This is a genomic window from Rhodothermales bacterium (assembly GCA_017643395.1).
GTDB lineage: Bacteria > Bacteroidota > Rhodothermia > Rhodothermales > UBA10348 > JABDJZ01.
This window is the reverse complement of the sequence record JAEPNP010000002.1, coordinates 475951-495381: the sequence shown is the minus strand read 5'-3', so window position 1 is coordinate 495381 and position 19431 is coordinate 475951. Positions and strand designations below refer to the sequence as shown.

General features: G+C 63.6%; 19 protein-coding genes. 15 read left to right on the top strand and 4 right to left on the bottom strand.

Going from position 1 to position 19431, the window contains the following annotated elements; translation table 11 throughout:
• Positions 1–27 precede the first annotated feature (27 nt).
• The 6 genes from JJ896_10345 to JJ896_10320 all read left to right on the top strand — a co-directional run bounded on the left by JJ896_10345 (position 28) and on the right by JJ896_10320 (position 5920).
• Positions 28–735 (top strand): NAD-dependent deacylase, encoded by a 708-nt coding sequence (locus JJ896_10345; protein ID MBO6780040.1) that lies wholly within the window; start codon positions 28–30, stop codon positions 733–735.
• Positions 736–864: 129 nt separating this feature from the next.
• Positions 865–2589, top strand: a complete 1725-nt coding sequence (locus JJ896_10340; protein MBO6780039.1) for a VWA domain-containing protein — start codon at positions 865–867, stop codon at positions 2587–2589.
• Positions 2590–2778: 189 nt separating this feature from the next.
• A complete protein-coding gene (locus JJ896_10335) occupies positions 2779–3051 on the top strand; it encodes a hypothetical protein (GenBank protein ID MBO6780038.1) in 273 nt (90 codons plus the stop codon).
• Between the two features lie 9 nt (positions 3052–3060).
• On the top strand, positions 3061–3360 hold the full coding sequence (locus tag JJ896_10330) for a hypothetical protein (GenBank protein ID MBO6780037.1): 300 nt from the start codon (positions 3061–3063) through the stop codon (positions 3358–3360).
• Positions 3361–3623: 263 nt separating this feature from the next.
• Positions 3624–3878 carry a hypothetical protein gene (locus JJ896_10325; GenBank protein ID MBO6780036.1) on the top strand — a complete coding sequence of 85 codons (255 nt, stop codon included), beginning with the start codon at positions 3624–3626 and terminating at the stop codon, positions 3876–3878.
• 89 nt (positions 3879–3967) lie between these two features.
• Positions 3968–5920, top strand: a complete 1953-nt coding sequence (locus JJ896_10320; GenBank protein ID MBO6780035.1) for a Rieske 2Fe-2S domain-containing protein — start codon at positions 3968–3970, stop codon at positions 5918–5920.
• Positions 5921–5929: 9 nt separating this feature from the next.
• Here JJ896_10320 and JJ896_10315 read toward each other — a convergent pair whose 3' ends face one another.
• Genes JJ896_10315 through JJ896_10305 form a run of 3 tightly spaced genes read right to left on the bottom strand, consistent with a single transcriptional unit; the run spans position 5930 to position 8561 of the window.
• Complete coding sequence (locus JJ896_10315; GenBank protein MBO6780034.1) at positions 5930–7567, bottom strand: GMC family oxidoreductase; 1638 nt, start codon at positions 7565–7567, stop codon at positions 5930–5932.
• Positions 7568–7570: 3 nt separating this feature from the next.
• Positions 7571–8011, bottom strand: a complete 441-nt coding sequence (locus JJ896_10310) for a RidA family protein (protein ID MBO6780033.1) — start codon at positions 8009–8011, stop codon at positions 7571–7573.
• Complete coding sequence (locus JJ896_10305; protein MBO6780032.1) at positions 7986–8561, bottom strand: gluconate 2-dehydrogenase subunit 3 family protein; 576 nt, start codon at positions 8559–8561, stop codon at positions 7986–7988. The genes JJ896_10310 and JJ896_10305 overlap by 26 nt, the downstream gene beginning before the upstream one ends.
• Positions 8562–8647: 86 nt before the next feature.
• On the opposite strand from JJ896_10305, the gene JJ896_10300 reads away from it, so the two are divergent.
• Both JJ896_10300 and JJ896_10295 read left to right on the top strand, forming a co-directional pair.
• Entirely contained in the window at positions 8648–9853 is a 1206-nt protein-coding gene (locus JJ896_10300; GenBank protein ID MBO6780031.1) for an amidohydrolase family protein, read from the top strand.
• 91 nt (positions 9854–9944) lie between these two features.
• On the top strand, positions 9945–10322 hold the full coding sequence (locus JJ896_10295) for a nuclear transport factor 2 family protein (protein ID MBO6780030.1): 378 nt from the start codon (positions 9945–9947) through the stop codon (positions 10320–10322).
• 91 nt (positions 10323–10413) lie between these two features.
• Here JJ896_10295 and JJ896_10290 read toward each other — a convergent pair whose 3' ends face one another.
• Positions 10414–11784, bottom strand: a complete 1371-nt coding sequence (locus JJ896_10290) for a mercuric reductase (GenBank protein MBO6780029.1) — start codon at positions 11782–11784, stop codon at positions 10414–10416.
• 709 nt (positions 11785–12493) lie between these two features.
• Between JJ896_10290 and JJ896_10285 the strand changes: the two genes are divergently transcribed.
• The 7 genes from JJ896_10285 to JJ896_10255 all read left to right on the top strand — a co-directional run bounded on the left by JJ896_10285 (position 12494) and on the right by JJ896_10255 (position 19427).
• Positions 12494–12931, top strand: coding sequence for an Rrf2 family transcriptional regulator (locus JJ896_10285; GenBank protein ID MBO6780028.1), 438 nt, complete (start codon positions 12494–12496; stop codon positions 12929–12931).
• Positions 12932–12958: 27 nt separating this feature from the next.
• Positions 12959–13405 carry a cytochrome c gene (locus JJ896_10280; protein ID MBO6780027.1) on the top strand — a complete coding sequence of 149 codons (447 nt, stop codon included), beginning with the start codon at positions 12959–12961 and terminating at the stop codon, positions 13403–13405.
• A 71-nt stretch (positions 13406–13476) separates the two neighbouring features.
• Complete coding sequence (gene nosZ / locus JJ896_10275; GenBank protein MBO6780026.1) at positions 13477–15435, top strand: Sec-dependent nitrous-oxide reductase; 1959 nt, start codon at positions 13477–13479, stop codon at positions 15433–15435.
• 110 nt (positions 15436–15545) lie between these two features.
• A complete protein-coding gene (locus JJ896_10270) occupies positions 15546–16583 on the top strand; it encodes a nitrous oxide reductase accessory protein NosL (protein MBO6780025.1) in 1038 nt (345 codons plus the stop codon).
• The gene (locus tag JJ896_10265) at positions 16583–17902 is read left to right on the top strand and encodes a nitrous oxide reductase family maturation protein NosD (protein ID MBO6780024.1); all 1320 of its coding nucleotides are present in this window, start codon (positions 16583–16585) and stop codon (positions 17900–17902) included. The genes JJ896_10270 and JJ896_10265 overlap by 1 nt, the downstream gene beginning before the upstream one ends.
• Positions 17899–18636, top strand: coding sequence for an ABC transporter ATP-binding protein (locus JJ896_10260; GenBank protein MBO6780023.1), 738 nt, complete (start codon positions 17899–17901; stop codon positions 18634–18636). Before JJ896_10265 ends, JJ896_10260 begins: the two co-directional genes overlap by 4 nt.
• Positions 18633–19427, top strand: a complete 795-nt coding sequence (locus tag JJ896_10255) for an ABC transporter permease subunit (GenBank protein MBO6780022.1) — start codon at positions 18633–18635, stop codon at positions 19425–19427. Before JJ896_10260 ends, JJ896_10255 begins: the two co-directional genes overlap by 4 nt.
• The last annotated feature ends 4 nt before the right edge of the window (positions 19428–19431 follow it).

Sequence of the window (19431 nt, the reverse complement as noted above, 5' to 3'; positions counted from 1 at the left end):
GCGGTTCGTGGGCTAGATTCGGGGCCCATGTTCAGCGCAGACCTCATCGCCCGCCTCCGCAACGCCCGCCGGGTGGCGGTGCTCACCGGTGCGGGCATGAGCGCCGAGAGTGGCGTTCCGACATTTCGCGACCCGGACGGCCTATGGGCACGCTTCAAACCAGAGGAGCTGGCCAGCATGGATGCCTTCCTGGCCAACCCGGAGCTGGTGCAGGACTGGTATGCGCACCGGCGTGAGATCGTGCAGAACGCTGCGCCGAATCCCGGGCACCTGGCCCTGGTCGAGCTCGAGGGCCGAATCGCGGAGTTCACGCTCGTCACGCAAAACGTGGACAATCTGCACACGGAAGCGGGCTCGACAAAGGTGCTGGAACTCCACGGCAACCTGACGCGCAACTATTGTCTGGACTGTCGCAGGCCCGCAGCTGATGGCGGGCGATGTGGTTGTGGCGGCCTGATCCGCCCCGACGTGGTCTGGTTCGGGGAGATGTTGCCGGACGGGGTGTTTGAGGCCGCCCATCAGGCGGCCGTCCGCGCGGAGGTGTTCCTGTCGATCGGCACAAGTGCGGTGGTGTACCCCGCCGCAGGCCTCCCGTTGGCAGCGGCAGATGCCGGCGCCTACACGGTGGAGCTGAACGTCGAGCACTCGGCCATCGCCCACGCCATGCAAGAGGTCGTTCTCGGGCCTAGCGGCGAGACGTTGCCTACACTGGTCAGGGCAGTCTTCGGCGGCTGAGGCGCGGGAGTTCGGGCGCCAAAACCGGTAGTCCGGCCTTGGCACGGGCCCGTACGGCAAGCAATAACAACTCCCGCCGCTTCGTTGTGTCTTCATAATTGAGGGTCCTCCACACAGACTCAGACGACTATGAAGACGATTCTCCGACCACTGTCGGCCGGCCTGCTTGCCGGAATTCTGTTTATCGGATGCGCGGCGCCCCGGAGCGCACAGGAAGCGGCCCCGGAAGAGGAGCCGGAGGCGACTGTCGAGGTCCCGGTACCCGAGGCCAACGCTCCGGATGAGAGGGAGGACATCGCGACCGGTCTGCAGTTGGACGAAATCGTGGTCAACTACGAGAGGGCGGTCAAGGCGGGTCACGCCATGGCCATCCAGGCTACGCAGCAGATTGCCCGCCCGCCCTTGCGTGCGGGATGGGACCCGGATTTCAGCACCGAGGACTACACGCGTATCCGGGAGAACGGCTTTCTCAACGTGACGGATGATCCGCTCTCCACGTTCTCGATTGACGTGGATGCGGCCTCATACAGCAATGTGCGCCGATTCATCCGAGACGGCATCGCGCCGCCCAGGGACGCAGTGCGCATCGAGGAGATGATCAACTACTTCTCTTACGACTATCCGAACCCAGAGGCGGGCAAGCCATTTTCGACCGTCATGGAGGTGGGGCCGGCGCCATGGAACGCGGAGCACCAGCTGCTGCACGTCGGCCTGAAGGGAGCGCCAATCGACCTTGTGGGACGCCCCGCGAGCAATCTTGTCTTCCTGCTGGATGTATCCGGCTCGATGAATCAGCAGAGCAAGCTGCCCCTGCTGAAGAAGGCCTTCCGCATGCTGACCGCGGAGCTTGGAGAGAATGATCGCGTGTCGATCGTGGTCTACGCCGGCGCGGCCGGCATGGTACTGCCGCCTACTTCCGGAGATAATGCGGAGACGATTCTGAAGGCACTGGACCAGCTTCAGGCCGGAGGATCGACGGCAGGGGCGGCAGGGATCCAACTGGCGTACGACACGGCCCGCCGCAACCACATCGCCGGCGGGATCAACCGGGTAATCCTGGCCACCGACGGCGACTTCAACGTCGGTGTGTCAAGCGACGCCGAACTGGTTCGGCTGATCGAGGACCGCCGCCGCCAGGGCACCTATCTCACGGTGCTCGGATTCGGCACGGGCAACCTGAAGGACAACAAGATGGAGCAGCTTGCCGACCACGGGAACGGCAACTACTACTACATCGACTCGGAGCTGGAGGCGCGCAAGGTGTTGGTGAGCGAACTCGGCGGCACCCTGCACACCATCGCCAAGGACGTCAAGCTGCAGATCGAGTTCAATCCCGCGCACATCCAGGCCTACCGGCTGATAGGGTACGAAAATCGGCTGCTGGCCGACGCCGACTTCAACGACGACACGAAAGATGCAGGAGAACTGGGCGCTGGGCACACCGTCACGGCGCTTTACGAACTTGTGCCGGTGGGCGTTGAATCGAGCGCAGCCAGAGCGGTGGATGAGTTGCGCTATCAGGCACCGGGGAGGACCCTCGCTGCCACCTCCGGGGAGCTGCTGACGCTGAAGTTGCGGTACAAGGCTCCTGATTCGGAGTCGAGTGAGCGCATTGTGCATGCGCTGCAGGAGCCGGATCGCGGCACGGCGGTCACCGCAGATTTTGCCTTTTCGGCAGCCGTCGCCGCGTTCGGCATGATCCTGCGGGACTCGGAATACAAAGGCGCCGCCAGCCTGGAGCAGGTCCGGCGGCTGGCCAGGATGGGCAAGGGACAGGATCACCGGGGATACCGGTCGGACTTCCTCGCGCTCGTCGACGACTACGACCGCCTGGCCCAGACAGCGAGTCGGTAAACCGACCACCTGTCAAAATATTGCAGATAAGGGCTTAAGGATGTGTAAATGTAAACGATATACATCATTGCGTGCCCGGTCTGGCACTTTACCGTGTCTGGCCCGCGTACGCGACCCTCCGGGGTCGTTGCACGCTACATAAAGGCCATATCTACGCGGGCATGGCCGAAATCACATCCCCCATGTGAAATGCCCGTACTTGCAGAGAACCTCCCCAACGAAGCACCCACTTCACACCTGACCCTGGCCTGGGAGAATCCCGAGCCCTCCTATGTAGACCACTATGAGCGCATCCTGCTGGCCGAGTGCCGGCATCGCTCGAAAGCCATGCGCATTCTCGAATCACTTCCCACCGGATGGATGGTGGAAAAGCGACGCGGCGATCGCCTGATGTTTCAGGTCTTCGTAGGTGCCCAGAAGACTCCTCGCATACAGCTGCACCCCGTGCGGCTGGCAGCCTAGAGGTGAGCGATGACTGAAGCGGCAATACTCCGTCCGGAGAAGCGATCCAAGACCCACCACAGTTCCGGCCCGCCGCCCCTGCGGCTGGTCTGGAACAACCCGGTGCCGGCTACCATCGTCACCAGCCACCCGGAACTCGTTCTGGAATGTCGAAGTCGGCGGCACGCAGATCACATTCTGCGGCTGCTCGACTCCGGCTTTGTGCGGGAGAGACGAAGCGGTGAGCAGGTCGTCTACGCAGTTTACCAGGGAACCGAACCCACGCCCCTGAGACTCGTCAAGACCGGCTCGCAGCGCAGAGCTGCCTGACCGAACGTCCGGACCCCGCGGACGAGCCTGCCGGAACGCGAACATCGCGGGGTCCGGACGCGGTTGGGGTGTGCCTGCACCGAGAACCAGCCGAACCGGGAGTTTTCCACAAGCACTTAAATCGGGTCTCCCGAAATCCGATAACCACTTCGTGCCCGGTCAGACAGGCCTTGTCTGGCCCGCGTACGCGCCCCAGGCGTTGCACGAAGTTTCTCGACCATATCTACGCGGGCATGGTCAACACGCGAGTTACCAAGTGTGTCATGTCCGCTACCGCTACCCGAGAAGCAACCCTGAATCTGGCCTGGGAGAACCCGGAGCCAGTACCTGTCATCCAGCATGCGCCGGTCTTCCTGGCCGAGTGCACCGAGGAAGAAAAGGCCCGTCGAATCGTAGGCAACCTGCCGACAGGCTGGCTCTTGCTCAAGTGCGACGGCCCGGCCATCGAATACGAGATTTTTGTCGGCAGCCTGCGCAAGCCCAACGGCCCCGCATGGACGGCCGATCTTCCTGCCTGATCCTGGCTGAGTGGCGCTGAGGAGACTTACCAACCCGGACGCTCTGCCAGGGATCGCGTAGCTTCGAGGCCAACCTACCGGCGGCTTCCATGGCTTCACCTGAATGGCAACGCGTACTGGGACCTGATGAACTCCCAGACGGACGCGTCAAGTCCGTCAGTTGTGGGCTGCGCACGCTGTGCATGACCCGGTTCAACGGACGGTACGGGGCGCTCGACAATCGCTGTCCCCATCAAGGTGGGCCGTTGGGAGAAGGCTCGATAGAGAACGGCCTGCTCCGATGCCCATGGCACGGCTGGGACTACGACCCGATCTCCGGCAAGGCCCCCGGCTTTGACGATGGGGTCGAGACCTACCCAGTCGAGGAGCGCGCGGACGGAGTCTACGTGCAACTGCCGCCGGAGCCTGAGCACGAGCGCACCGTTTCGGACGTCATGGCGGAGACCCTGGTCAATTGGGGCATCTCCGCGTGCTGGGGTATGGTTGGACATTCCAATCTCGGTTTGGCCGATGCGCTCCGGAGGCAAGAGGCGTCCGGAAAGCTGCGCTTTGTCGGGATCCGTCACGAAGGCGCTGCGGCCTTTGCGGCCTCGGCGTACGGGAAACTGACGGGGCGGCCCGCCGCCTGTTTCGCCATCGCAGGGCCGGGTGCCACGAACCTCATCACCGGACTTTGGGATGCCCACGTAGACCGCTCGCCCGTCATTGCACTGACCGGCCAGGTCGATACGCAGGTCCTCGGACCGGGCGCGTTTCAGGAGGTGGACCTGCAGGCAGCCTATGGTGGGGTGGCGCAGTGGAGTCAATCCGTGCTGCCCGGCTCCCGGCATGCCGAGCTGGTCAATCTGGCCGCGCGCACGGCCATCCTGAACCGGGGAGTCTCGCACCTGATTTTTCCCGATGAGGTCCAAAACATTCCCGCCCCGACCGCCGAGGCGGGCAGTCCCCATGGGCGCCTGCCAGACCGCGATATCGCTCCGCCCGAAGAGGGGTTTCAGCGGGCGGCGGAAGCCCTTGCGGCAGCCCGCCGACCTGTGATCATCGTCGGACACGGGGCCCGGTATGACATGGAGGCAGTAACGGAGCTTGCCGAGAAGCTGCGGTGCCCGGTGCTGACCACCTTCAAGGGCAAGGGACTGATTTCAGACCATCATCCCCTCGGCTGCGGAGTGCTGGGGCGGTCTGGCACGCCCATCGCCAGCTATTTCATGAACGAGGCGGATCTGCTGCTCGTGTTCGGTGCGTCGTTCTCGAACCACACCGGAATCACAAGCAAGATCCCGACCATCCAGGTTGACTTCGACCCGCTGGCCCTGGCGCGATTCCATGCCATCGACCATCCCCTGATGGGTGCGATCGGCCGCACGGCGCGCATGTTTGCCGACGCACTCACGCAACCTGCCGCGCAGGATCAGTCGCACGAAATCCGGGAACGATGGGCAATCTGGCGGGCCGAAAAGGAACGGCGAGTCGGAGAGGACTCCGGTGACGGCATCAGTTCTGCCTCGTTGTTCCAGGCGTTGAACCGGCACATTGACCCGGACGCGGTGATTGCCGTGGATGTGGGAAACAACACCTATTCATTTGGACGCTACTTCGAAGCCACGTCCCAGGCTGTGCTGATGTCTGGTTACCTGGGCAGTATCGGATATGCCTTGCCGGCAGCGATGGGTGCCTGGGCGGCCACTCAGGAACCGGACACAACCTGGCATGGCCGGCAGGTAGTATCGATTTCCGGCGACGGAGGATTGGGGCAGTACCTCGCGGAGTTGACGACCCTGGTCCAGTACCACATGAACATTACCCACGTGGTGCTCAACAACAGCGAACTGGGCAAGATCTCAAAAGAGCAACGCGCCGGCTCGTGGGACGTCTGGAAGACGGGGCTCAGCAACCCGTCCTTCGCCAGGTTCGCGCGACAATGCGGTGCGATGGGGGTCGAAGTGAAGGAAGACGGGCAGCTGGATGCAATGCTGAAGGCGGCCCTCGACCACAAAGGACCGGCGCTGGTCGAAGTTCACACGGACGCGCTCCTCGTGTAGGAGCGAGAGCTAGATCTCGCCCCGCCGGGCGAACTCGGCAATGTGATCGGCGGCCCGGAATGCGAGGGCCTGTATCGTCATGGTGGGCTGGCCACGCCCCGAAGACACAAAGCTCGATCCGTCGCAGACAAAGAGGTTCGGCACATCGTGCACCCGGTGGTAGCGGTCCACGACAGACGTGCGTGGGTCGTTGCCCATCCGGCAGGTACCGAGCAGGTGAACCTGACCTCCGCGTGTGCCCACCGGCCGACTCCACATGCGGGTGGGATTCATGGCGGAGACGATTTCCGCACAGCGCTCGACAAAGAACTCCTGGACGGCGATGTCGTCGGGGTGATCCTTAAGGGTTACGATCAGTCCCGGACGCCCGTAACGGTCCACATTGTCCCTGTCCAGCACCACGTTGTTGGTCTCGAGAGGGATCGTCGTGGTGTGGCCGTTGACGTCGATGGTGCGGTTGTAGTAGTGCGACACGAGACGCTTGTACTCGGCGCCCCACGTGGGCTGATCGGGATGCAGGCCGCGCCGGGCAAAGCTGACCGGCCCAAACTGAAAGCGGGCATCCATGCCGCCCCCTCCCCAGAAGCCGCGTGAGGGATCGGTGTCGTAGAAATCCCAGCAGATCTGGGTGACCTGGATCCCCTTGAACTCGTTCATGGGCTCCTCGAACTGGCCGTACACGTGCACCTGGCCGTTGTCCAGGATGTATTTGCCCACGGCGCCACCCGAGTTGCCAAGTCCGTCGGGAAATCGATTCGAGTCAGACATCAAGAGCAGCCTCGGGCTCTCGCACCCGTTGGCGCAGACCACGGCGGCCTTGCAGGGCTGAGCCACTTCCTGACCTTCGCCATCGAAATAGACCACGCGGGTTACGCGCCCCGCATCGCTCGTATCGATGCGAGAGGCCGTGCAGAGCGGGCGGATTTCGCAGTTGCCTGATGCCTCCGCCTTGGGAATCATGCTGACGAGGCTGGAGGACTTGGCGTCCACCTCACACCCGTTGCCCATGCAGAATCCGCAGTGGATGCAGGGCGGCCTGCCGTCATAAGGCTCAGACAGGATGGCCATGGGAGCCGGATCGGAGTGCCAGCCCAGACGCTCGCACGCCTCCTTGAACAGCACGCCCGAGCTCTTGATGGGCATCGGCGGCATCGGATAGGGTCGCGAGCGCGGCGGATCGAAGTGATTCGGCCCGCCGGAGACGCCGACCTCCCAGTCCACCTTGGTGTAGTAGGGTTCGAGGTCTGCGTAGGTAATGGGCCAATCCTCGATACCGGTTCCGGCTACCGGACCGAACAGACTGCGCTCAATGAAGTCGATCTCGCGGAACCGCCAGTAGTTGGCGGTGAAGTGCACACTGGTGCCACCCACCATCGGCAGATAGAACAGCGCGCCGCGGTCCTGAATCTCGGCATCGGCGGCCGTGCGGAATTTCTGCGGCGTGTAGTTCTCCAGGTGGCCGAGCCCGCGCGCCTCACGGCCGCCGATCTCGTCGTGCCTGAAGCCCTCCTTGGTCAGGTAGGGTCCCTGCTCGAGTACGACGACGCTGAACCCCGCCGTCGACAACTCCTTGGCCATGACACCCCCGGCGGCGCCGGAGCCAATCACCACAAAGTCTACTTCCTCACGCTGGGAAAAGCGGCGCACGCGTCAGGAGCCGGTCGTTGCCATGCACTCGATCTCCACGCGGGCGTTGCCGGCCATACCGTTCACGCCGACCGCACTGCGTGCCGGCGGGTTCTCCGGGAAGTACTCACGATAGATCTCGTTCATCGCGCCCCACTCGGCCATATCTGCGAGGAAGACGGTGCATTTGACGACATGGGCCATCGACGAGCCCTTCTCCTCAAGCGAACTCTTGATCGCCTCCATGGTGCGGCGTGTCTCTGCCTGAATGCCCTGCTCGCCGTCCCGCGACAGCCCGAGTTTGCCGGACAGGTAAATCATGTCGCCGACGCGAACGGCCTCCGAAAGCGGAGCTGATCCGCCGAACGGGTAGTACTCGACGTCGGGCTCGGGTGCATCCTGGGCCTGCGGCGCGGCGCAGCCTACGAGCACAAATACACTAAGAAGAGGAATCAGGCGCTTCATGGTAGGGGGCGTCATAATGTCCAAAAGGTGGTTGCCAGGCGTGTCGGTCGTCGAAGCCGAGCAGTTGCCAGCCCAGCTTGTCGCGGTTGCCGCCGTGTTTGGGGTGGGCAAACATACCGGTGATCGTCGCATCGCGCAGTCCCCGGAAAAATCCCGAGTCCTGGATGGCCTGCGCCACGGCCAACTGTTCGGCCGGTTGCAGATGGGCGATGCGGTCCTGCCCGGGATATCGTTCGGCGACGGCTTCGGAGACCATCGTCAATCCATCCTGCAATTCGGTCAGTTCCCCCGGGTCCTGGGAGACGACCGCATCGATGTACCATACAGCCCCGGCCTCGAGGGCCCCGGGTCCGGTCTCATCAGACGGAACGATCAGCGCGGTGAGCGCATCCACCTCGGCGGCCTGGTCCGCGGTCAGCGTTTGGTAGCGGCCGGCATCCCGATTGGCGCAGGCCAGTTCGAAGAGTGCCAGGGAAGGGGTAGCGTAGACGGCCCAGGAGCCGCCCACGGCGGCTGCCGACGACTTGAGGAAGGATCGACGACTCGGCATGGGCACAGAGTAGGGACGGGTCCGCAGCAGAGGCAAGCACGAACGCCATCGCTGACTAGATTGCACGAAGGAAATCGCCAGCTCGCATGAAAGCTCTCATCCTTGTCCTCGCGTGTTCAGTTTGCGGGGCGGCCTCGGCCCAGACCACGGCATTCATCAACGCCAATCTGCTCGACCCTGCGACGGGCGAGGTGGTGAACGGGACACTCGTCGTGGAGAACGGCCGGATCGCGGCGCTGGGCGACGTCGAGGTCCCCGAGGGTGCCGCTGTGCACGATCTCGAGGGCCGGTTTGTATTGCCCGGGTACGTGGATGCCCACGTGCACATTGCCACGGTCGCGGGTATGGAGCGCGCCCTCGCCAGCGGAGTGACCACGGCCCGCAGTGCAAACACGCCGGCGTATCAGGACGTCACGCTGCGGGAGATGGTGCGGGAAGGCGTGCTGCCCGGACCGGAGATGCTTGCCACCGGCACGTTTGTCACGCCCGATCCGGGGGATCGCATTCTGGGCGATGCCCGACTCGCAACCCTGCATCGCGGAATAAACACGGACGATGAGCTCCGTCAGGTGGTATCGGTGAACAAGGACCGGGGAGTCGACTGGGTGAAGACGCGAGGTACGGAACGGGCCGGGCTTCCTAATACCGATCCCCGCAAGCAGGTCTACACCGAAGCCCAACTGAGGGTCATTGTGGAGGAGGCGGGGGAGACGCCGGTTCTGGTACACGCACATGGGGACGAGGGTGCGCGGGCGGCTGTTCTGGCAGGTGCCCGGAGCATCGAGCACGGGACCTATCTGAGCGATGGCACCATCGCCCTCATGAAGGAACGAGGCACCTACCTGGTACCCACCTACACCATTGTCGAGGATCTGCTTCTGCCCGGCGGCGACTACGACAATCCGGTCCTGATCATCCGCGCACAACACATGCTGCCGAATCTGGAGCGCGCGATCGCTGCGGCGCACGCGGCCGGCGTGTCGATTGTAACGAGCACGGACACCGCCTACGGTCCGGAAAGCGTCGCGCGGGTCGGCACGGAGATCGTCAACTTTGCCCGGATCGGCATGTCACCAGTTGAAGCCATTCGCGCCGCGACGACCGTCGCAGCGGCCATGTTGGGCATGGAAGATCGAATCGGGCGCATTGCAGTCGGGTTTGAGGCGGACCTCGTGGTGATAGACGGAAACCCTCTGGAGGATGTGCGCCGGGTGCAGGATGTGCTGGCGGTCATGAGCAACGGAAACCTTGCCGTGAATCGGCTCCCGTTTGCCCGCGGGGATGAGGACTGAGGGTTGACCGGCTTAACGCACGCTTAACAAAGGTGGCGCAACAATAGTTGTTGTAACAACTAAAAGGGGTATCACCAAACTTTCCAATACCATGAGCGACCTCCTTGTAGCCACCAGCATTCGCGAGAGCGTCGAAGAGCTGAACTCCATGATTCTCCAGGGGCAGATTCTGGAGGCCTTCGACAAGTTCTACGCCGACGACGTGGTTATGGCCGACAACTTCACCGGCGATCGTGCCGGCTTCGATGCGTGCCGCAAGTTTGAAGAGGACTTTGTTGCCAACCTCACCGCGTTCCGCGGGGCGGAAGTGCAGGACATCACCGTCGACGAAGACAATGGGCTCGCCTTCGTCAAATGGCACTTCGACTACACCCATAAGGAATGGGGAGACAAGAACTACGTCCAGGTTGCCGTGCAGCGCTGGAAGGACGGGAAGATCGTTCACGAGCGCTTCCTGTACGGGTTCTAGTCAAGTCAGGGAATTCTGCCGTCAGGTGAAAACCCCTGTCGCTTCGGGCGGCAGGGGTTTTCTCTTGTGCAGGTCGCTTCCGTGGTCGAGGTTACTCGACGGGCTGCAATCCGTCTAGCACCCAAGGCATGAGCTCCGATACGGTCGGATGCACCAGGACCACTTCCCGGTAACTGCGACAGGGGATGCCGCTATGCATAATGGCCGCAAACATGTTGATGATCTCATCACCACCCGGGCCGAGGATGGCGGCTCCCAGAATCAGATCGGAGTCCGCATCGACCAGGAGCTTGGCAAAGCCCTGCGTTTCTCCCATTTCCTTGGCGCGGGAGATCTTGCTCATCGGCCGCGTGGCCTTCAGAACGCTGTGTCCCTTCTCGACGGCCTCCTTCTCGCTCATCCCCACCCGGCCCAGGGGCGGGTCACTGAACAGCGCGTAGATGGGGAGGCGCTGGGAGATCGTGCGCGTGCCGCCAAACAGCGCGTCCAGCACAATCTCCGCGTCGTTGACGGCCGTGTGGGTAAACGCCCCCTCGCCGTTTACGTCGCCGACAGCGAAGACGCCATCGACAGACGTGCGACAGCGGTCATCAACCACGATGTATCCGCGGTCGGACTTCTCGATGCCCGCGTTTTCGAGCTGTAGCCGCTCCGTGTTCGGTTTGCGACCGGCGGCCACCAGCAGGTGCGAGCCGGAGATCGGCTGTGCGCCGGTAGGCGTCGACACGGCAAGTTCGATGCGCCCCTCCACCTCGCGCACGTCGTGAGTGGTAGCCTGCAGCACGACGCGCACGCCCTCGGATTCGAGGATTTCGCGCACGTTCTCGGCCACGTCGCGGTCCTCCCGCGGCATGAGCTGGTCTCCCAGTTGCAGGACCGTGACTTCTGAGCCGAAACGCCGAAACACCTGGGCGAACTCGACGCCGATGTACCCTCCCCCCAGAATTACAAGGTGGGAGGGGAGCTCCTCGAGGGCCAGCAGTCTCTCCGAATCCAGCCACGGCACCGCGTCCAGCCCCGGCACCGGCGGAGCGGAGGGGCGTGTTCCGGTGTTGATGTAGATCCGCTTCGCCTCGAATCGCCGGCCACCGCCGACCACCGTGCGCGGCCCCTCGAATGAGGCCCAGTCGCGGATGAGGGTCACATTCTCGGATCCCTCCATCCAGCTCGCCAGGCCGTCGGAGCTGTCGTTCCGGATCTTGTTCATGCGCTCGCGCACTCGCGCGAAGTCGATTTTCGGCTCCGGGATGTCGACGCCGTAGAACGCCGCCCTGCGCGCCATGTGCGCGGCGCGCGCGCTCGCGACCAGGGTCTTGGTCGGCGTGCAGCCGTAGTTGACACAGCTTCCGCCCACCTTGTGGCCCTCGAAGACCACGATGCGCTCGCCGGTGGGAATGAGCTTGCCGAGCAGGGTGCCGGTGGCCTGGCCGGTGCCAATGATGATGTGGTCTGCGTGCTCCATGCCTCAAGATCGGGTTCGCGCTTGGGTGCGCGCCGACCGGTGTGGCGTTACGGGGGAGCTTGCGGCGCGGCGGGTCTGGGGCGGCTGGCGGGTTTGGCGCGTTCGGCGCGGCGCTCCGGGTGCTCGCCCGTGGAGCGTTCGGCGCGGGGTCCCGGTGGCGTCAATCGCACGCCGACGAGCGCAAAAGTGTAATCCGGCGGGGCCATTCCACTCCGCACGCGTCTCTGGCGCCGTGAAGGTGTAATGTGGGGGGGGCTTTCCCACTTGGGGCGGGCCGCGCGGCGTGTGAAGGTGTAATCCGGCGGCTCCATTCCACTCCGCACGCGTCTCTGGCGCCGTGAAGGTGTAATGTGGGGGGGCTTTCCCACTTGGGGCGGGCCGCGCGGCGCGTGAAGGTGTAATCCGGCGGCTCCATTCCACTCGGTGGCGCTCGGGGCGGCGCAGGGGCAGGGGGGCGCCACGCCGCCGCCCCCGGGAAGTCGCGGGAGGTGCCACCCGACCACCCCGGCGCGCAGGCGTAATCCGGCGCCGCCATTCCACTCCGCGGGCTCCACGGCGCCGGGGAGCACCAGGCGCGACCCGAGTCCCGTAATCCAATTTGCGACACCATTGTCCGAAATAGAGAAGGTTGCATGAATCACGCATCGAGGCCTTTGGAAATCACACGCCCGGCCGTAATTAGAGACAAGCGACTCCGAAATCATCAACCATGTTCTCGAAGACATTCCGATATGGACTCCAGGCGGCGATTCTCCTCAGCCGGGCACCCGAGGGGGAGTTCCTCAAGGTTCGAGACCTCAGCCGATCGCTTGGTGTGCCGAAGTCCGTGCTTGCCAAGACGCTGCATACCCTCGGACAGGCCGGAGTCATCGAAACGCTGCGCGGCCCGAAAGGCGGGTGCCGGTGGAACCCCGGTTCCGATAGCCTCTCACTCGCTGATCTGGTGCGCATCCTGGACAGCCGCATGCAAGGGACGGAGTGCTTCCTCGGGCTCGATCACCCCGCACAGGGCATGTGTGTGCTACCGGGATTCACACCGGCGCGCATGCTGTGGGCCATGGACCGGGTGACCCTGAGGGAGGTGGCAGATCGCCACGGCACGGTCTCGATGGCCGAGGCTGCCCTCCGGGAAACGCCGGAGCCCTAAACAAGACAATAGACTCGCAAATACACAATGAAACACGCCATCGCACTCCTGCTCTTCGCCTCGGTGCTTCTGGCTGCATGTGGCAGCGGCGCTCCGGAGCAATCCGGAGCCCCTGCTGAAACCCCGGGCCTGTCGGCCAGCGAACTGGAGAACGGCATCGGGCCCATCCAGACGGTCTCCCTGACAGCGATTGACGAGGCGCTTGCCGCCCGCGGGCAGGAGCTCTTCACGATGAAGTGCTCCGCCTGCCACAAAATGGCCGAGCGCTACGTGGGGCCGCCGTTGGCTGAGGTCACGACGATACGCTCTCCGGCATTCGTGATGAACATGATCCTCAATCCCGCCGAGATGATCGAGAAGCATCCGGAGGTCAGGAAAATGCTGGCCCAGTACATGTCGGCCATGCCGAATCAGCAACTCTCCGAGGACGACGCACGGGCCGTGCTCGAATACCTGCGCACGCAGGCGCAATGAACCACCGCCCGGCCAAGCCGGGCCCCGCGCCGAGTGCGCGGCTCCCTAACACGTAATCAAGCGATACCACCATGAAACGCTCCACACTCAAGTCCATGATCGGTGTGTTGGCGGTTCTCGTGACCGTTTCGATGGTCGCCATCTCCTGTCAATCCACTGAACCGATGGGGTCCGGCACTTCGGTCGCGGCCTCCAAGGTCTATGTCCCGCCAGGCGAGTACGACGAGTACTACGCCTTCATGTCCGGCGGCTTTTCCGGCCAGGTCACGGTAATGGGTCTGCCGTCAGGGCGGCTCCTCAAAACCGTCGCCGTGTATTCCCAACACGCAGAAAACGGCTGGGGTTACTCCGAAGAGACCAAGCCGATGCTGGAGACCTCCTACGGGTTCATCCCCTGGGATGACTCCCATCACCCGCAGCTCTCACAGACCGACGGCGTGCCCGACGGTCGCTGGCTCTTCATCAATGCCAACAATACCCCGCGGGTAGCCCGCATTGATCTGGCTACGTTTGAGACGGAAGAAATCCTCGAGGTGCCGAACTCGGCCGGCAACCACGCCAGCCCGTTCATCACCGAGAACTCGGAGTATCTGGTGGCGGCCACTCGCTTCTCGGTACCAATTCCGCAGCGGGACATCCCGATCTCCGAATACAAGGAGCAGTTCAAGGGCAACATCTCTTTCATCAGGGCCGACGTGCCGGGCCAGATGGATGTGGCCTTCCAGATCATGATGCCGGGCTATGACTACGACGTGAGTCACGCAGGCATGGGTCCAAGTCACGGCTGGGCCTTCTTCTCGACCTACAATACCGAGCAGGCCAATACGCTCAAGGAGGTCAACGCCTCCCAGAACGACAAGGACTTCATTGCTGCCGTCAATTGGCAGCGCGCCGAAGAGTGCGTCGAAAACGGCAGCTCCCGACGCATGGACGGCGAGTATCGCCACAACATGATGATGCACGGCAGCCGCGTGGCGATGAGCCATGAGCGCAACGGCGTCAATGTCATCTATCCGGAAGACTGCGCCGGGCTGGTCTACTTCCTGCCGACGCCGAAGTCACCCCACGGCGTTGATGTGGATCCGAGCGGAGAGTACATCGTCGGCGGCGGAAAGCTGGCCACCGTGATTCCGGTGCACTCGTTCACGCGCATGCAGGAGGCCATCGCCAATGAGTCCTTCGAAGGCGAAGTGGACGGCATCCCGGTGCTGCAGTACGAGGCTGTGATCGCAGGCGAGGTCGAGAACGCTGGTCTGGGGCCGCTCCACACCGAGTTCGACGGCAGGGGCAACGCCTACACGACCGCATTCCTCAGCTCCGAAGTCGTCAAGTGGCGCCTGGGCACCTGGGACGTGGTGGATCGCATCCCGGTCTACTATTCGGTCGGTCACCTGATGATTCCTGGCGGTGACGGGCGGCAGCCCTGGGGCGAGTATCTGGTTGCGATGAACAAGATGACCAAGGATCGTTACCTGCCGACTGGCCCCGAGCTGGCGCACTCGGCACAGCTGATCGACATCTCCGGCGACAAGATGGAGATGCTGCTCGACTTCCCGACCATGGGCGAGCCGCACTATGCGCAGGCCATTCGAGCCGAACTCGTCACCGAGCGCCAGGTCCAGATGTACGAACTGGCAGACAACACCCATCCGCACGCGATCAAGTCCGAGGCGGAGGCCCGGGTTGAGCGCACCGGCAACGAGGTGCATGTGTACATGAGTTCCATCCGCAGCCACTTCGCTCCGGACAACATCGAGGGCATCCGGGTCGGCGATACGGTCTACTTCCACGTGACAAACCTCGAGCAGGATTGGGACGTGCCGCACGGATTTGCGATCACGGGACAGCAGACGTCCGAACTGCTCATCATGCCGGGAGAAACGCGGACCTCGGTCTGGCGCCCGCAGCGCGAGGGAGTGTATCCGTTCTACTGCACGGACTTCTGCTCGGCACTGCACCAGGAAATGCAGGGATACGTGCGGGTATCGCCGCGCGGATCCGGCGTCGCCCTGACGCACAACGCCGGCTAGACCTGCGCGCGGCCGGGGCGTCCCCCGCGCTCCGGCCGTCGGGTTTCCCGGGCGATGGGGTCTTCACAGGTCCCATCGCCCATGATCCGGCCCCCTGAATGGAGAAGACCATGACGAAGCGTGCCCGAATCACCCTTGCACTGGCCAGCCTGCTGCTGCTGGTCATGTACGCCGCGCCTCTGTGGAATATCACGCTGGAGGCGCCGCAGTACCCCGAGGGTCTGGGCCTGAAAATCATGCTGACGGACGTGCAGGGGCAGAAGCCGCACGACCTCAGCAACATCAATAACCTGAATCACTATATCGGCATGAAGCGCATCGAGCCGGACGCCATTCCGGAGCTGCGCATCATGCCCTGGATCGTTGCGTTTCTGATCGTGTCCGGGTTGGCTGTGGCGGCCGTGGGCAAACGATCCCTGCTGTACACCTGGTGCGGGGTGTTCCTCCTGGTGGCGCTCGCCGGGCTCGCCGATTTCTGGTTGTGGGCCTACGACTACGGTCACAATCTGGACACCGAACATGCGGCCATCAAGGTGCCGGGCATGACGTACCAGCCGCCGATTATCGGCAGCAAGAAGCTGCTGAACTTCACGGCCCACTCGTGGCCGGCGCTGGGGGGTTGGGCGGCGTTTATTTCGCTGGGCGTTGGCATGTCGCTGGCCTGGCAGAGCTGGCGCTCCGAGCGCACGACGCGGGTGGCCGGACGTTTGGGGGGCGCGGTAGCTGCGGGTTTCGCCCTTCTGGTAACCGGATGCGGTCAGCCCGGTCCCGAGCCCTTTGTCTTCGGCCAGGACACCGATGCCTTCTGCCGCATGACCATCAGCGAACCGGTCTTTGCCTCGCAGCTCGTCACGAGCACCGGCAAGGTCTACAAATTCGATTCCGTTGAGTGCATGGTGGGTTACGTGCACGCAGGGCGGGCCGACGATGTCGCGCAATTGTGGGTGACGGATTCGGCCCGCCCGGGCCAGCTGATTCCGGCCGAAGAGGCGTTTTTTGTGCAGTCGTCGGCCATCCGCAGCCCGATGGGGGGCGGCCTCATGGCCGTGTCGGATGAGGTCGCGGCTCTGGCGCTGGCCACGGAACGCGATGGCAGTGTGCTGTCGTGGGGCGAATTGACGCCGGCCGTTGCGGAACACATACACTGATGCTGCGCGTGCTGGCCATAGCGCTGCTTCTGGCAGGATCTCCGGGGCCCGCGCAGGCTCCCGAACGGGCGAGCGCGGCGCCCCAACTGCCGCAGGCCCAGGCGGTCCAGGCTCCTGAACGGGCCGACGCGGCCCACCTGCTGCAGACCCGCGCAGTCCAGGCCGGCCTCTCGCTCGCCGCACGCGTCGCCGCCGCCGCACCGGGAGACACCCTGCGCGTCGCAGCCGGGACCTACATGCCGGGCACCATGCGCATCGCCCGTCCACTGACCCTGATCGGACAGGACTGGCCGGTAATCGATGGGCAGGGCGAGCACGGTCTGCTTGAAATCACAGCCGACAACGTGACAGTGAAGGGCTTCGTGTTCACCAACACCGGCACCACATTCATGGAAGATCGTGCCGCCGTCAAGTTCACCGACTCGTCCGAGTGTGAGGTAGCCCGCAACCGTTTCGAGAACACTTTCTTCGGTGTGTACCTGGCGCGTGCGTCAAACTGCACGGTGTCACACAACGTGTTCACGGGCACGCCGGATCGAGAGGTCAACGGCGGCAACGCCGTGCACGCGTGGTATTCGGACTCGCTGACCGTAGTCGGCAACCGCATCTCCGGCCACCGGGACGGCATCTACCTCGAGTTCACCACGGACGGTCACGTGGAGAGCAACACCTCGTCCGACAACCTGCGATACGGCCTCCACTTCATGTTCTCGGATCGCTGCGCCTACGTCGGCAACGAATTCGAGCGCAACGGAGCGGGCGTCGCCGTCATGTATGCGGATCAGGTGCGCATGGAGCGTAACCGTTTCAGGCAGTCCTGGGGACCTTCCGCCTTCGGGCTCCTGCTGAAGGAGATCAAGGGCGGAAGCCTGATCGCCAACACGTTCGAAGCGAACTCCGTTGCGCTTCACGTAGAAAGCACGGATCGCATGGAAGTGACGGGGAATCACTTCACGCGCAATGGCTGGGCAGTGCGCGTGATGGCCGATGCGCAGGACAACGTATTCAACCAAAACGTCTTCCTCGGCAACACCTTCGACGTCTCCACGAACGGCCGCAAGACCAGGGGAAGCAGCTTCCACCAGAACTACTGGGACCGGTACCGCGGCTACGACCTGGACCGCGACGGCTGGGGGGACCAGCCGTTCTACCCGGTCAAACTCTACGCCGTGCTGGTCGAGCGCCAGGAACCGGCCCTGGTGCTCCTTGGAAGCGCGTTCGTGTCTTTGCTGGACGCGATGGAACGCGCGTTGCCGCTTCTGACGCCTGTGGGCATTGTCGACGAATCGCCCGCCATGAATCCGACAGAGCAGCCATGAGAGTCGTTCAAGATCAGAGCCCACCGCTTGCCCTGGAAGGCGTCGAGAAGGCCTTTGGTCCGTTGCGGGTAATCCGTGGCGTGGATGTGACGTTTTGCTCAGGTGAGTCCGTGGCCATCATCGGTCCGAACGGCGCCGGCAAGACGACGCTGATCAAGATCGTGCTGGGGCTGGTGGGCGCGGACGCGGGCGAGGTTGAGGTGTTCGGCGAGTCTGTGCATGGAGCCCACGCGTATCGCCGGTATATCGGCTACATGCCGCAGTCGCCTGCATTTCCCGAGGGTCTGACCGGTCGAGAGCTCATTGAACTCGTCCGTTCGTTCCGGCCCGGAGTGGAAAGTGTGGAAGCGGACCTGATTCGCCGTTTCGCTCTGGGAGAGGACCTTGACAAACCAGCGTCGACCCTGTCCGGTGGCACCCGACAGAAGCTCAGCGCCGTGCTGGCCTTCATGTTTGAGCCGCCGGTGCTGATTCTGGACGAGCCGACTGCGGGGCTGGATCCGGTCGCCTCGGCCAGCCTGAAGGACTATGTGCGGCAACGCGTGCAGGCCGGGACCACGGTGCTGCTTACCTCTCACGTGATGGCCGATCTGGAGGAGCTGTGCTCTCGCGTGGTGTTCCTCATGGACGGTCGTATCCAGTTCGACGGAACGCTCGAAGGCCTGCAGGCCAAGACCGGCGAGTCCCGGCTGGAGCGTGCCATCGCCCAACTCCTGACCCGTGAAGTGGCATGAACGGCACCCTTCGAACCATCATCGCATACCAGTTTCGCGACGCCCTCAAGAGCCGTTGGATGCTGCACCACACCCTGATTTACTTCGTGGCCGCCGAAGCCCTGGTGCTCATGGCAGGAAGTGGGGAAAGGGCGATGGCGTCGCTGGTAAATGTGGTGCTCCTGCTGGTCCCGCTCGGGGCCCTCGTATTCGGCGCCATGCACCTCTACAGCATTCGGGACTTCCTGAAACTGCTGCTCACACAACCGATGGATCGCGGTACGCTGTTTACAGGAGTGTACCTGGGCCTGGCACTTCCCGAATCCGTCGGGCTCGCATTGGCGTTGGGCGCGCCGTTTCTGCTGCATGGCTTTCTGTCGACCGAAGTACTGGCCCAGCTTGGCCAACTGATTCTGCTGGCGGTGGCTCTGACATGGATCTTCACGGCACTCGCTCTGCTCATCGCCACGCATGTCGCCGACCGGGTGCGCTGCGTGGGCACAGCGCTTGCCGTCTGGCTGTTGATGTCCGTCGCCTATGACGGTCTGATCCTGGTGGCCGTAGAAGCGCTGTCCCGCTATCCGCTGGAGAAGCCGCTCCTGGCTCTGATGCTGCTCAATCCCGTGGATCTGAGCCGGGTGCTGCTCATGCTGGCCCTCGAGGCAGAAGCGCTCATGGGCTATACCGGAGCGGTGTTCAGTCGCTACCTCGGCGGGTTCCAGGGGCTCGCGCTGGCCGGTTTCTCGCTGCTGGTGTGGCTGAGCGTGCCGTTCATGCTGACTCGGCGGGCGTTTGCCCGGCACGACTTCTGAGAGC

Coding starts and splice junctions, on each gene's coding strand:
- JJ896_10345 (MBO6780040.1), top strand. CDS start 28: ATGTTCAGCGCAGACCTCATCGCCCGCCTCCGCAACGCCCGCCGGGTG.
- JJ896_10340 (MBO6780039.1), top strand. CDS start 865: ATGAAGACGATTCTCCGACCACTGTCGGCCGGCCTGCTTGCCGGAATT.
- JJ896_10335 (MBO6780038.1), top strand. CDS start 2,779: ATGCCCGTACTTGCAGAGAACCTCCCCAACGAAGCACCCACTTCACAC.
- JJ896_10330 (MBO6780037.1), top strand. CDS start 3,061: ATGACTGAAGCGGCAATACTCCGTCCGGAGAAGCGATCCAAGACCCAC.
- JJ896_10325 (MBO6780036.1), top strand. CDS start 3,624: ATGTCCGCTACCGCTACCCGAGAAGCAACCCTGAATCTGGCCTGGGAG.
- JJ896_10320 (MBO6780035.1), top strand. CDS start 3,968: ATGGCTTCACCTGAATGGCAACGCGTACTGGGACCTGATGAACTCCCA.
- JJ896_10310 (MBO6780033.1), bottom strand. CDS start 8,011: ATGAAGCGCCTGATTCCTCTTCTTAGTGTATTTGTGCTCGTAGGCTGC.
- JJ896_10305 (MBO6780032.1), bottom strand. CDS start 8,561: ATGCCGAGTCGTCGATCCTTCCTCAAGTCGTCGGCAGCCGCCGTGGGC.
- JJ896_10300 (MBO6780031.1), top strand. CDS start 8,648: ATGAAAGCTCTCATCCTTGTCCTCGCGTGTTCAGTTTGCGGGGCGGCC.
- JJ896_10295 (MBO6780030.1), top strand. CDS start 9,945: ATGAGCGACCTCCTTGTAGCCACCAGCATTCGCGAGAGCGTCGAAGAG.
- JJ896_10290 (MBO6780029.1), bottom strand. CDS start 11,784: ATGGAGCACGCAGACCACATCATCATTGGCACCGGCCAGGCCACCGGC.
- JJ896_10285 (MBO6780028.1), top strand. CDS start 12,494: ATGTTCTCGAAGACATTCCGATATGGACTCCAGGCGGCGATTCTCCTC.
- JJ896_10280 (MBO6780027.1), top strand. CDS start 12,959: ATGAAACACGCCATCGCACTCCTGCTCTTCGCCTCGGTGCTTCTGGCT.
- nosZ (MBO6780026.1), top strand. CDS start 13,477: ATGAAACGCTCCACACTCAAGTCCATGATCGGTGTGTTGGCGGTTCTC.
- JJ896_10270 (MBO6780025.1), top strand. CDS start 15,546: ATGACGAAGCGTGCCCGAATCACCCTTGCACTGGCCAGCCTGCTGCTG.
- JJ896_10265 (MBO6780024.1), top strand. CDS start 16,583: ATGCTGCGCGTGCTGGCCATAGCGCTGCTTCTGGCAGGATCTCCGGGG.
- JJ896_10260 (MBO6780023.1), top strand. CDS start 17,899: ATGAGAGTCGTTCAAGATCAGAGCCCACCGCTTGCCCTGGAAGGCGTC.
- JJ896_10255 (MBO6780022.1), top strand. CDS start 18,633: ATGAACGGCACCCTTCGAACCATCATCGCATACCAGTTTCGCGACGCC.